Raw genomic sequence first — 11,974 nt, forward strand, 5'->3', positions numbered from 1 at the left:
GTTATTACCTTATCGGCGACAACTTTTATATCATATCATGTCAGCAAGATTCATTGCAAGAAGTAATTCTTACCAATTCGCTTACCGCCTACCGTTCAACCGGCAGGACATTTAATATATCACATCAGCAGGGCTCTCATCAAGGCGTAAGTTTTTCCAAATCACTTCGATGATCGCTTATTGATGACCGACTCTTGCTCAACATCGTTAGGATGCCATTGCATAGGGCGGATTATTAATATATCACTCACATAAGTTACCCAGCAAGAAGTAAATCCTTCCAGTCCTTTGTGACCGCCGGTTTTTCGGCCGGATTCATAGATTACCACGGTGGCGAACCTAAAGCAACCATAATCTTTTTCCAAATTAAATCCCTGTGATTAGAAATGAAAGACCATTGTCCCAGAGGACAATGGCCTTTTTCCATGAATTAGATCCCTTGACGGGTCGCTATAAACTCGGGTCTCGGGTTTTGTCCGGAATACGGCTGAACCACCTTATTCTCCACACTGTTATATACCATAAAAATATTACTGCGAGGATACGGCGTAATATTACTATTGGATCCATGCATGATATTGCAATCAAACAATAGAATTGAGCCGGCTGGTCCCACAGGGGTGTCAATGCCAAAGCGCTTTACCATTTCGGTAAGGCTTTTATGATCGGGAACACCGTACTGCTGTTTGCGAAGCGACTCTTTATAATGGTCATCCGGCGTTTGACCGATACAAGGCACAAAGATATGCTGCGAGCCGGGAAGCACCATCAACGGACCGTTAAACGCATAGTTATCTTCCAGCGCGATAGAGCAGCTGAGTGCTCTCATTCGAGGCATCCCATCCTCCACATGCCATGTTTCAAAATCCGAGTGCCAATAAAACTCCTTGCCCGTAAATCCAGGCTTATAATTGATCCGAGATTGATGGATGTAAACGGAGCTGCCTAGAAGGAATTCGATGATCGCCAGAAGCCGCGGATGCTGTGACAGCTCGCGAAAGACCGGCTGGCTTCGGTGGACCGCAAAGATGGACCGCACTTCATCCCCGCCGGGTTCGCGGATAATTTCGTCCGCCTTAAGCCCACGCGAAGATTCTTGCAAACGCCGTGCTTCTTCTTGGTATCCTTGTAACTCTTCTTCTGCGAAAAAACTTTCCAAGAACAAGTACCCGTTCTTCTGATAAAATTCCACCTGCTCCTTGCGAATCGGACTCTCCGAGCTCCATTCGGAGTACACCACCAGATCCTGCCGGGGAAGCCATTGGGGATCTGTATCCATCCGAGAGGGGTAAACATCCTTCGTCAAGTCAAGATCCATAGAAACATGTTGTCCGCGCATTTCACTTCATCCTTTCTAACCTAACATTTTTCAGACAAGCTACAACAACGGATAAGTCCCTTCTTCATCATGCACTTCCCGTCCCGTTAGCGGTGGATTAAACACACAGATCATCCGCATTTGCGATCGCGCCCGCAGGTAGTGCTTTTCATGTCCATCTAGCGCATACATCATGCCAGGGGTGATTGGATAGGTCTCCCCCCCAATGACTTCAATTTCCCCTTCTCCCTCAATGCAGTAAACAGCTTCCACATGATTTTTGTACCAAATCAGCGTTTCTGTACCTTCTTTAATCAACGTATCGTTCAGCGAGAACCCCATCTTGTCTTTAGCCAGAAGCAATCTTCGAGAGTTCCAAGTTTCCGTATCTACGTCATCCAGCGTCCCAACCAAGTTGTTGAGATGTTTAACGATCATACTGAAGCCTCCTCTGCTAGTTGGTTATAACAATGCTCAAGTATTTGAAGACCTTGTTCAAGCGTCTTATTTTCAATCGTTAGCGGCGGCATGAGTTTGGCCACTTCATGGTTCGGACCCGAGGTTTCCAGAATCAAGCCCGATGCAAAAGCGAATTCGGCCAACTTCTCCGCCATCCCGGGTTGTTCAAATGCAATGCCTTGAATCATCCCTTTACCGCGAAGTTTCCCACGCAGTGCAGGCTGATGTTCAATCAACGTCTGCAATGAAGAGGTCATCCGGTTGGCTTTGTCTTCAATTTGCTCCCGAAAATCCTCGGTTTTCCAATAATCCAGGGCTTCCGAAGCCCCTACAAACCCAAGGTTATTACCTCGAAAGGTTCCGTTATGTTCCCCGGGCTTCCAGGCATCCAGCTCCGGTCTAATTAAGGTAAGCGCTAAGGGCAAGCCGTAACCACCGATGGATTTGGACAAGCAGATGATGTCCGGCTCGATCCCCGACGTCTCAAAGCTGAAGAACGAACCGGTTCGGCCGCAGCCCATCTGAATATCATCGAGAATTAACAAAATCCCTTTTTGGCGACAAAGACGTTCCAGTCTCTGCAACCAAGCATCGGAAGCAACGTTTAATCCTCCTTCTCCTTGAACCGCCTCCACGATAATTGCGGCAGGCAGAGGAACACCGCTCCCCGGATCGTCGAGTAACTTCTCCATATAGGAAATCGTATCGACCGATTCGCCAAAATACCCGTCATAAGGCATAAAGACGGAGTGAGTCAAAGCCATTCCTGCCCCTTTACGCTTAAATGCATTTCCCGTGACAGCCAGCGAACCCAGTGTCATCCCGTGAAAAGCGTTGGTAAAGCTAATGACCGTCGTGCGTCCTGTCACTTTACGGGCAATTTTTAAGGCACTTTCTACAGCATTCGTTCCCGTAGGCCCCGGAAACATAACTTTGTACTGCAACCCACGCGGCTTTAAAATGACTTCATCGAATTTACTCAAAAAATGCTCTTTGGCATGCGTCGCCATATCCAAACTATGGGTCACGCCATCATCAAGCAAGTAAGCGATCAACTTATCACGAATCTTACGATTGTTATGACCGTAATTTAAAGCACCGGCACCTGCAAAAAATCGATATATTCCCGTTCTTTTGTATCCCAAAGCTTGGCATTCTGCGCCTTGTGAAATACCGTTCTGAAGTTTCGGCAATAGCTTCGGACTTCCGATTCAAGCTGTTCGAACACGTTCATACTCGGTGTTTCAAGAGTTTGGGTCTGCATCTCATACCTCCATTTATCGTTGTGGTGTAAAAGGACCAATTCGGTACAACGGCTCCTCCTCATGATGGATCTCTGGAGGAAACATTTCCGCCTGATATCCGCATATGATCTCAATCGGTACGTCATAAGCCGCGGCTATCCTCGTAAACAGACGGGTCGAGGCCTCATTACTCCGGGAGATGGTGGCTTCCAAATAAGTTATCGGGGGCGCCGCAGTCTCCGAGAGCAGATACGTCAGCATCCGTTTACCGATCCCCTGCTTTCGATGGGAACCCGCGACCGCGATCTGCCAAACAAACAGTGTATCCGAACAGAGCGGCGATCGGAAGGCGGACAGAAAGCCAACCACCTGCGATCCTCCCTCTGCAATCACACATGTTTCACGAAAATAATCACATAATACCAAGTAGGCATAAGCCGAATTCAGATCCAACGTTTGACTGTCTCGGACCAGCTGATAAACGTCTCGTGCATCTTGAGGATTTGGCCTGCGAATTACAAGCTCGCCATTTGTATTATTCATGGACGCCACCTGCCCATCATGCCATCGAATACACAGCAGACCGGAAACGTTTTAAGAATGACTGCAACCGTTCCGTTTGCGGGTGTTCAAATATCGCCTCTGGCGTTCCTTCCTCAACGATGTTTCCATCCGCACAGAAGATCACGCGATCCGCGATTTCTTTAGCGAAGTCCATTTCGTGCGTGATGAGCATCATCGCCATCTCTCCCTCATCCGCAATTTCTCGTATAACCTCCAGCACTTCGCCAACCAGCTCGGGATCCAACGCCGATGTCACCTCATCCAACACCATGACCTTGGGCCGCATAACGAGCGCTCGAGCCATCGCCACCCGCTGTTTTTGCCCGCCGGATAATTGAGCGGGGTAATCTGCTAATTTATCGTCCAATCCCACTTTGCGGAGCATCTCAAACGCGCGTTCTTCCGCTTCTTCTTTGGACAGTTTCAGCACTCTTCTTGGCGCTTCCGTTATATTCTGCAGCACCGTTCTATGCGGGAATAAATTAAAATGTTGAAAAACCATTCCTACATGGCCCCTCATTTCATGTAAATGCTTCTCATTGGCACGAACCAACCGCCCTTTCTTGGACATATGCCACAAATGAACACCGTCAATTTCAATCGTGCCAGTCGTCGGTTCCTCCAACGTCATCAGCATGCGTCCCAATGTTGTTTTGCCGGAACCGCTTGGACCAATGATCGCTACCTTTTCTCCTGGCGCGATGTCCAAATCGATGCCCTTCAGCACCTCACGGTCGCCAAAAGATTTCGTAACACCCGTATATTTCACCATCGGCATAATCATAAGTATCACCCCCCATTTATTTGCCCCTTTGGAGATTCATCCGCTTTTCCAATCGCCGGACCAACAGGGAGGACGGATAGCTGATCGCCAGAAACAATAAGCCAACTAACGTATAAGGCTCAAATACCCGGAAGGATTCCGAAACGATATTTTTCGCGGTCAACAGCAATTCGACCAAGGTAATCGCGGATAAGATCGGCGTTTCTTTAAACATGACAATCAGATAATTGCCAAGGACCGGGATTATCGGTGGAATGGCTTGCGGAAGAATCACTGAGCGCCAAGTATCCAGCTTGGTATAATTCAGCGCAGTCGCTGCTTCCCATTGCCCTCGGGGAACAGCCTCAATTCCAGAACGGTAGACCTCCGATAAATACGTGCTGTAGTGGAGACCTAATCCTAAGATCCCTGCATAGAAAGCGGGTAACGAAATGCCGGTCATCATCGGTAAACTGTAGTAAATAAAAAATACCTGTACAAGCAACGGGGTGTTTCGTATAAACCCATTAAACCCTTTCGCTGTCAATCGCAGCCAGACCCATCGAGAGCGTATGGCGAGAGCCAGCAGCAATCCCCCGATCACAGCGCTCAGAAAACCCAACAATGTAGCAATAACCGTCATCCTCAGCGCGATGAGAAGTTCCGGAAGGATTTCCAAAGCGTAATTCCAATCCCACATCGGTTACATCCTCCCTTCGGACCATTTACGCTCCCACACCCGGATGCCGAAAGAGACAAGCGACGTCATCACTAAATACATCAGCAAGAGCAAGAGCAAAATCTCTGAAGTCCAGGAAATGTAGTTGTTCCGCAGAACCATCGCTTGGTATGTGAGATCTGCCATGGTGATGAAGTAGACGAGAGATGTGGATTTAATCAATTCAACAAGCAAATTGCCAAACGGAGGAAGCATTCTTAAGGCGGCTTGAGGCAAAATGATATAGCTCATTCGCTGCCACGGCGTCATATTTAAGGCGATCGCCGCTTCCCATTGCCCTTTCGGCACGGCCAAGATCGCGCTGCGTACAACCTCGGATCCATAAGCTCCAAAGTTTAATCCTACCGCCAACACGGCCGCAAGTAACTTGGGAAGTTCAATCCCCGCAAAGGGCAAAGCAAAATACAACCAAAACAACTGCACGAGCAAGGACGTCCCACGAAACACCTCGACGTATATTGAAGAGATCCAGCGAATAAGGCGCAACCGGGATAAACTCATCAATCCTGAGGCGAAGGCTGTTACAACCGCTAGAAGTGTTGCCAAGATAGCGACGGTAACAGTAATTTTGGCTCCTTCTAGTAGAGTGGGGATAAAATCAATCCAGGATTCTGGCATATTATCCTCCGCAAAGCTCGGCTGCTGTCATGTCTCCGGGCAGTTCCTGCTCTGTGAATCCGAATTGCTGCAAGATTTCCAAGAGCTCGCCCGATTCCTTCATCTTGGCCAGTTCCGCGTTATAAGCCTCTTGAAACTCCTTATCCGCCAAACGGAACGCCGTTGCCCCGTAACCGCGAACACTTTGACCGTCAATCACCGGTTGCGTAAACTCGCTTACTCTTTCGATGTCTTGATCCCCCGCAGATTCAAGCATGGCCTGCAAGGAAGGTCCCGTCATCGTGATCGCTTCGACACGTCCAGATTGAAGCGCGCTAATGGCCGACGCCTGATCTGGAACTTGAATGATACGTTCATCCGGTACACCGGATTTCTGCAAATAACCGATTTCGACTGCACCAGTCATTACGGCAACCCGTGCTTTTTCGTTATTAGCGATATCTTCATAGCTGCCGAGGCCGAGAGGATTCCCTTTTTTGACGGCAATCGCTTCACCTATGCTATACTCCGGGTTGGCAAACAACACGGCTTCACACCGTTCCGGGTTAACGAACATTCCAGCGGTAATCAGATCAAATCGGTTCGCCTGCAAACCGGCAATTAAGGAACCGAATTCCGTCAACTCCCCCTTCATCTCGTGAATGCCCAGCCTTTGGAGAATTACTCGTGCGATCTCCACCGCTTCACCGGTGAGTTCTCCGTTAGCATCTTTGTAGGCATAAGGCTTCTCATTAGCGAACCCAACCGTTATAGACCCGTTTTGAATTGCCTTCGCCAGCGTCCCTTCTGCCTTAGAATCCGACTCATTTCCTGAATCAGCGTTCTGCCCTGAGTTGCAGGCAGTTAACGATACCGCTACTAGCAATGAAATCAACAACCATGACACTTTCCTCAACCATCCTCACAGCCTTTCTTTCCTATTTTTTGCATCGGTTTAGTAGGTTTTGAATCAAGTTCAATTCCGAAGCCCAGCCCCCCTCCTTTCTTCTTCATGTCGGGGTAAATAAAAAGAGACCCCTCGCTTGGGGGAAAGCATAGCTCCGCCAGCAGGGGTCCACACAAAAAAATATAAAATGGCCCTTAATAAGGGCCATGGAAGTTTTCGTGAAGTTAATTGAAACTAGACCCATCCACTGCTGACGAGGTTAGCTGACGGACTCGGGTAAGATGGTACCCTACAATCGTTAAAGAATGATTCGCCCCAAAAAATGGTTCCCCCGCTTTCCAGTAATGAACTGGAAACTAAGCGTGTGTCTATAGTAAAGGCTATTCCAGTCAATGTCAACCCATTATCTGTAATTTTAACATTTAAACTGTTAATTCATCATATGAAGGATGGAAGATTCAACCCAAATCTCTGGATGGATCCCCGCCCCCAGGCTTCATTATGATTCCAGTTGGTTTTCCACTTCTGCCAATGCAGCTTGATCCTCGGCCAAGTCTTCTTTGGCCCGTTCGATCGGTTCCGGATTCATCCGGCCTTCGGCCTGGGAGATGGCGTTTTCCGCTTTTTCGATCGCGTTGCGTGCCCCCTCCAACGTTTCTTCACGAGGATGCGATTGAGCTTGGGTCACCGCGCGATGCGCTTTTTTGACCGATTGTTGTGCAAGTGAAATTGGATTTTGGGATTGTAAGCTGGAAAATGGATTTTCCATGTTCAGTTCCTCCTCGAGCAATGATGAGATTAGGATGTGAAAATACAGCTCAAATCATGCACGATTTATGGCATATCCAATAGAACCTATGCGCTTCCCATCACTAACTTTTTCTCTCTCCGCTAGTTCCATGCTACAATAAGTCTTGTTTGCAATTCCGGAAATACGAATATTATTGAACCTATTGGAGGAATACATGATGGAAGCTTTTGAGGTTCTTCTCGAAAAATACGCCGAATTGGTCATCCGCGTTGGCGTCAACATCCAACCCGGTCAAAACCTGATGCTGACGGCACCGCTGGAAACGGTGGATTTCACCCGCCTGCTGGTGGCTAAAGCCTACGATGCCGGAGCCAGATACGTCCACGTCGATTGGGAGGACGAGCAAATTACCCGCATTCGTTATGAGCATGCAACGGACGAATCCTTGGCCTACTACCCGCAGTGGCTCGCTGATATGGCGGAACAGTTCGGTGAGGAAGGCGGTGCGATCCTTCGGATTAAAGTGCCCGATCCGGAGTTGTTCCGCGGCATCCCTTCCTCCAAGGTGTCTACCGCAGTCAAAGCAGCAGCAAAAGCGCGGGAGAAGCATTCCGCCCAAACGCGCAACAACCGGATCACTTGGTCGCTGATCAAAGCCCCAACGAAGGCTTGGGCCGACAAAGTGTTTGCCGATTTACCCGAAGAACAGCGGATTCCGGCAATGTGGGAAGCCGTATTCAAAATGAATCGCGTTGACCGCGAGGAACCGATCGCGGCCTGGCACGCGCATATCCAACAGTTAAAAGAACGGCAAGAGCATATGAATGCCAAACGTTACAAAAAACTGCATTACCGCGCGCCGGGCACCGATCTCCACGTCGAGTTGCCTGAAGGCCATTTATGGCTTGGCGGAGGTGATTACAATGCGGCAGGGAACTATTTTGTCGCCAATATGCCAACGGAAGAAATCTACTCCATGCCGCACCGTACCGGTGTGAACGGGACCGTCGCCAGCACGATGCCGCTGAATTTGAACGGCCAGCTTGTGGAAGGCCTTACGCTGACCTTCAAAGACGGTAAAGTCGTAAGCTTCGACGCCAAATCCGGACGGGAGCATATGGAGAATCTGCTTCAAACCGACGAAGGAGCCCAGCACCTTGGCGAAATCGCTCTGGTACCGCATGATTCGCCTATCTCCAAACTAAACCGAATCTTCTATAACACCGGGATCGACGAGAACGCATCGTGCCATTTCGCCTTGGGCAGCGCGTATCCGGTGAATATCGAAAACGGCGCTCAGCTAAGCAAAGAAGAACTGCTCGCCAGAGGTGCCAACGTCAGTCTAACGCACGTGGATTTTATGATCGGCTCCGCAGAGCTCAACATTGATGGAGAGCTCGCGGATGGAACGATTGAGCCGGTATTCCGCAACGGAAACTGGGTTTAAGCCGCAATTGATTCACCGATGAATTTAGGCTTAGCCTAACGCCAGAAGATTCTAGAGCCATTTCAATTCACGCCCCTCGCGTAAAAAGAACTCCGCGGCATCCCGTCGCGGAGTTCTTCTCAATACTACTATTTCTTCATCCCGGTATAGATTTGAATCGCATCCCGCAGGAACTCGGCCGCTCCAGGCTGATCCTTGTCGTAATAAGCTTTAAAGCGCTCATCATCGACGTACATCTGCGCCAGCCCGGCATGGGCTTCCTTGCTGTACTCGTTCCAGTAGAACGTCAACCACTGCTTGTGTAAATCCGCAGCCTTTTGAGCGAGTTCACCGGCAGGATCGCCCGTTTTCATGGCCTCGGCTAATGCGACCTTAACTTCGTTCTCGAGCTGCGTAACCTTCGCATATTCCTCTTGGGTCATATTCATCAGCTTCTGATTGGATTTCTCTACCTTGTCATCCCCATATTTTTCCCGGGTTTCCGAGCCATATTTACGCTCGTTCTCGTCGATCAACTGCTTCTTAAAGCCTTCAAATTTCTCTTGATCTTGCATCGTGATTCTCCCTTCATGTGACGCGATCGTTTTTTCCACATTCGCGATTAACGCGTCGAGTTGCTTGCGTTTGTCAAGGAGCTGATTCCGATGTTCTCTCAGTGCCCGGGTACCGTCGAATCCGGGATCGGTGACGATGGACCGGATATCTTCCAGACTCAGGCCAAGTTCACGATAGAACAAGATCTGCTGCAGCAGATCGACTTCCCGACGGCCATAGATGCGATATCCCGACGAGTTCGTTCTTGCCGGCTTCAGAAGTCCGATCTCATCGTAATAACGCAGCGTCCGGGTACTGACCCCGGCCAGATTCCCCAGCTTCTGAATGGTGTATTCCACAAGCTCACCTCCTGACAACACTCATGATAAACGTTGACGTTACGTGAAGGTCAAATCTTTTTTTGAGAAAAATTTCAGGCCCAGCTCGGACGAGCTGCAACCACCGTCTCACCGGTACTCGCTGCCCGTTCGATCATCATCCCGAGATAATGATCCTGTGCGGCCTCCCACAAACCGTAAAATTCCGGCCCGCCCTGAACATATTCGCCCATCTTTAACAGGCAGGTCGCAATCGCCAATTCATCATCGTATAATCTAGCCGGGGCAAACGGATTGGTATACAGCCATTGTTCCCCGCAGAGAATCCCCTGTAGAAAATAACCCTCCTGATTCTCTAACTCACCTTTATTTACACGCTTCAGCTCCAGTTGCAGCGGGGTCGTATCCTCCTGTTGGATTAAAACCCGAGAATCAAAAATTTCACCCCGTTCGCCGCGGACACAGCAATGATTAGAGCGAATCCAAGAACGATGCTGATCGCGGGTAAAATCATAGATCCCCAACCGATCACCGAAATCAAGCCATGCCAGTTCTCGTAATGAAGGGACAAGCCGATCCTCCGTTGGCGGACCACTGCGCGTTGGCCCCTGCACCCAACTTGATTCGAACCGCATGGCACGAATCCGTACTTCTTCAAAAGCAACTCCCAGCAACCTGCGAATCAGGCTGACACCATGGTATAAATGGGAGATCGAAACGGTTGCTTCCGTGATCCTTCCCAGCCGTCCCGCTTTAATCAACTGGAGTCTCGCTTGCTGAATCGGATGCAGATGATACTGCTCTGCCACCTGGATTTTCGCCCCGCTTTGGCCAAGCCGTGCATACAGCAACTCAAGTCCTGCGAGGTCCGCAGCCGGTGGGGTTTCCGAGAGGACGGGAATCCCCGTTTCGGCCAGTTTTAGCAAGTAAGGCAGCATCTCTGAGCCGCTCACCGACAGCACAACAAAATCCTGCTGCTCTTGCTGGAGCAGAGCTTCCACCGAGCGGTACGTTCGGACGCCCCACTGACGCTCCATCGCGAGCGCCTTCGTTTCCTCGCGGACAACCAGGCCCCCGATTTGGAAACGATCCGGCATCGCCTCGGCAATCCGTATATAATATTGGGCACGAAAGCCCGCTCCGCCGATAATGCTAAATGTGATGGCCATGCCTGATTCCTCCTCCATAATCATCGTCTTATGCCTGTTTGTGAAACCTAGGGGCTCGACCGATAATACTCTCCCGTGAATAAAAGATTGAATCTTTAGCCAATGGCAACGTAACCACTTTCCCTGTTGCAGCTGATTCATAAATCGCCATGATCAACTCGATCGTGCTTCGCCCCTCATTCCCGTCGATCAGCACCTGCCGAGAGCCCGTTTCAATGGCGGTAAGCACATCGTCAATTTGCCCGGCATGTCCGGTGTATTGAAGCGGCACGACCTCCTCCGCTGCTCGTTGGATCTCCACTTCCAGATCCGGATTCCGCTTCGGAAATCCGCCTTCACCTTCTTCCGAGGCATACAGTTGCCAAGGAATTCCCACCTTCGCGCGCTCCCCCTGAAAAACAAGCCGTTGTTCTTCACCATGATGAACAACGGAACTGGTCACTTGCGCAAGACCTCCGTCGGGATACTCCAAGACCGCGATAGACAAATCCTCGACCTGGGAATTCCCGTGCGACGTATTGGCGGTAACTGCGTGGACTCTAGAAGGCATCCCCCGAAGCCATAGCAGCAGGTCCAGATGATGCACCGCGTGGTTCATCACACAACCACCACCTTCATTTTCCCACGTTCCCCGCCATTCCACATCGTAATAGCTGCTGCCGCGCCACCAATAGGAATTCACCTCGGTATGGACAATGCGGCCAACCAAGCCGGCATCAATCACCCGCTTCACCCGGCGAATCGGATCATAGAAGCGGTTCTGCCCCACAACGGACAACAGCGCTTGACCTTGGGCAGCTGCCTCCAGCATCCGATCACATTCGGACAATGATGGAGCCATCGGCTTTTCCACCAGTACATGCTTGCCCGCAAGCAGAAAATCCGAAGCAATGTCGGCGTGAGTTGACGGCGGTGTACAGATCGATACTAAATCCACCGATTCTAAGCTCAACACTTCCTTGTAATCCGAGTAGATCGTGCAGTCCAATCCAAAACGTTCTTTGAGCTTGGACGCCTTCCCTCCGCTTCGATCGACCAGCGCCATAATCCGGCAACGGTCACGAAAGCGGGCAAACGCCTCCAGATGGGTACTTGCAATCGAGCCTGTGCCAATAATGGCGATGTTTATCATGATATCTCTCCC

General features: G+C 50.0%; 12 protein-coding genes, 1 pseudogene and 1 riboswitch. Of the genes and pseudogenes, 1 reads left to right on the forward strand and 12 read right to left on the reverse strand.

Translation table 11 applies throughout. The features are described 5' to 3' along the window. Window positions 1–430 precede the first annotated feature (430 nt). From thpD to PBA01S_RS04475, 9 genes and pseudogenes are all read right to left on the reverse strand, one after another. Window positions 431–1,339, reverse strand: coding sequence for an ectoine hydroxylase (thpD, locus tag PBA01S_RS04435; RefSeq protein WP_127575430.1), 909 nt, complete (start codon window positions 1,337–1,339; stop codon window positions 431–433). Between the two features lie 39 nt (window positions 1,340–1,378). After that, the gene (locus PBA01S_RS04440) at window positions 1,379–1,756 is read right to left on the reverse strand and encodes an ectoine synthase (RefSeq protein WP_028538877.1); all 378 of its coding nucleotides are present in this window, start codon (window positions 1,754–1,756) and stop codon (window positions 1,379–1,381) included. After that, window positions 1,753–3,041: pseudogene (gene ectB / locus PBA01S_RS04445) on the reverse strand (diaminobutyrate--2-oxoglutarate transaminase). Before ectB ends, PBA01S_RS04440 begins: the two are co-directional and overlap by 4 nt. Before the next feature lie 13 nt (window positions 3,042–3,054). Continuing rightward, entirely contained in the window at window positions 3,055–3,564 is a 510-nt protein-coding gene (ectA, locus tag PBA01S_RS04450; RefSeq protein WP_085279669.1) for a diaminobutyrate acetyltransferase, read from the reverse strand. A gap of 16 nt (window positions 3,565–3,580) precedes the next feature. Next, window positions 3,581–4,369, reverse strand: coding sequence for an ectoine/hydroxyectoine ABC transporter ATP-binding protein EhuA (gene ehuA, locus PBA01S_RS04455; RefSeq protein ID WP_084628878.1), 789 nt, complete (start codon window positions 4,367–4,369; stop codon window positions 3,581–3,583). Between the two features lie 16 nt (window positions 4,370–4,385). Continuing rightward, a complete protein-coding gene (gene ehuD, locus PBA01S_RS04460; RefSeq protein ID WP_028538874.1) occupies window positions 4,386–5,048 on the reverse strand; it encodes an ectoine/hydroxyectoine ABC transporter permease subunit EhuD in 663 nt (220 codons plus the stop codon). A 3-nt stretch (window positions 5,049–5,051) separates the two neighbouring features. Further along, complete coding sequence (gene ehuC, locus PBA01S_RS04465) at window positions 5,052–5,705, reverse strand: ectoine/hydroxyectoine ABC transporter permease subunit EhuC (RefSeq protein ID WP_028538873.1); 654 nt, start codon at window positions 5,703–5,705, stop codon at window positions 5,052–5,054. Between the two features lies 1 nt (window position 5,706). Beyond that, window positions 5,707–6,600: an ectoine/hydroxyectoine ABC transporter substrate-binding protein EhuB gene (ehuB, locus tag PBA01S_RS04470; protein ID WP_085170175.1), complete on the reverse strand. Its 894-nt coding sequence runs from the start codon at window positions 6,598–6,600 to the stop codon at window positions 5,707–5,709. 224 nt (window positions 6,601–6,824) lie between these two features. Continuing rightward, a riboswitch (cyclic di-AMP (ydaO/yuaA leader) is annotated at window positions 6,825–6,964 on the reverse strand. A 126-nt stretch (window positions 6,965–7,090) separates the two neighbouring features. Further along, window positions 7,091–7,360, reverse strand: a complete 270-nt coding sequence (locus PBA01S_RS04475) for a hypothetical protein (RefSeq protein ID WP_051416922.1) — start codon at window positions 7,358–7,360, stop codon at window positions 7,091–7,093. 199 nt (window positions 7,361–7,559) lie between these two features. Here PBA01S_RS04475 and PBA01S_RS04480 point away from each other — a divergent pair, with 199 nt between their 5' ends. Next, on the forward strand, window positions 7,560–8,789 hold the full coding sequence (locus PBA01S_RS04480; RefSeq protein WP_127575431.1) for an aminopeptidase: 1,230 nt from the start codon (window positions 7,560–7,562) through the stop codon (window positions 8,787–8,789). Window positions 8,790–8,917: 128 nt separating this feature from the next. On the opposite strand, the gene PBA01S_RS04485 is transcribed toward PBA01S_RS04480, so the two are convergent. The 3 genes from PBA01S_RS04485 to PBA01S_RS04495 all read right to left on the reverse strand — a co-directional run bounded on the left by PBA01S_RS04485 (window position 8,918) and on the right by PBA01S_RS04495 (window position 11,962). Continuing rightward, window positions 8,918–9,682 carry a MerR family transcriptional regulator gene (locus PBA01S_RS04485; protein WP_127575432.1) on the reverse strand — a complete coding sequence of 255 codons (765 nt, stop codon included), beginning with the start codon at window positions 9,680–9,682 and terminating at the stop codon, window positions 8,918–8,920. A 74-nt stretch (window positions 9,683–9,756) separates the two neighbouring features. After that, window positions 9,757–10,830 carry a Gfo/Idh/MocA family protein gene (locus tag PBA01S_RS04490; protein WP_127575433.1) on the reverse strand — a complete coding sequence of 358 codons (1,074 nt, stop codon included), beginning with the start codon at window positions 10,828–10,830 and terminating at the stop codon, window positions 9,757–9,759. Between the two features lie 28 nt (window positions 10,831–10,858). Next, window positions 10,859–11,962 carry a Gfo/Idh/MocA family protein gene (locus PBA01S_RS04495; protein WP_016312229.1) on the reverse strand — a complete coding sequence of 368 codons (1,104 nt, stop codon included), beginning with the start codon at window positions 11,960–11,962 and terminating at the stop codon, window positions 10,859–10,861. Between the last annotated feature and the right edge of the window lie 12 nt (window positions 11,963–11,974).

The sequence above is a fragment of the Paenibacillus barengoltzii NBRC 101215 genome (assembly GCF_004000745.1).
Taxonomy (GTDB): Bacteria; Bacillota; Bacilli; order Paenibacillales; family Paenibacillaceae; genus Fontibacillus; species Fontibacillus barengoltzii.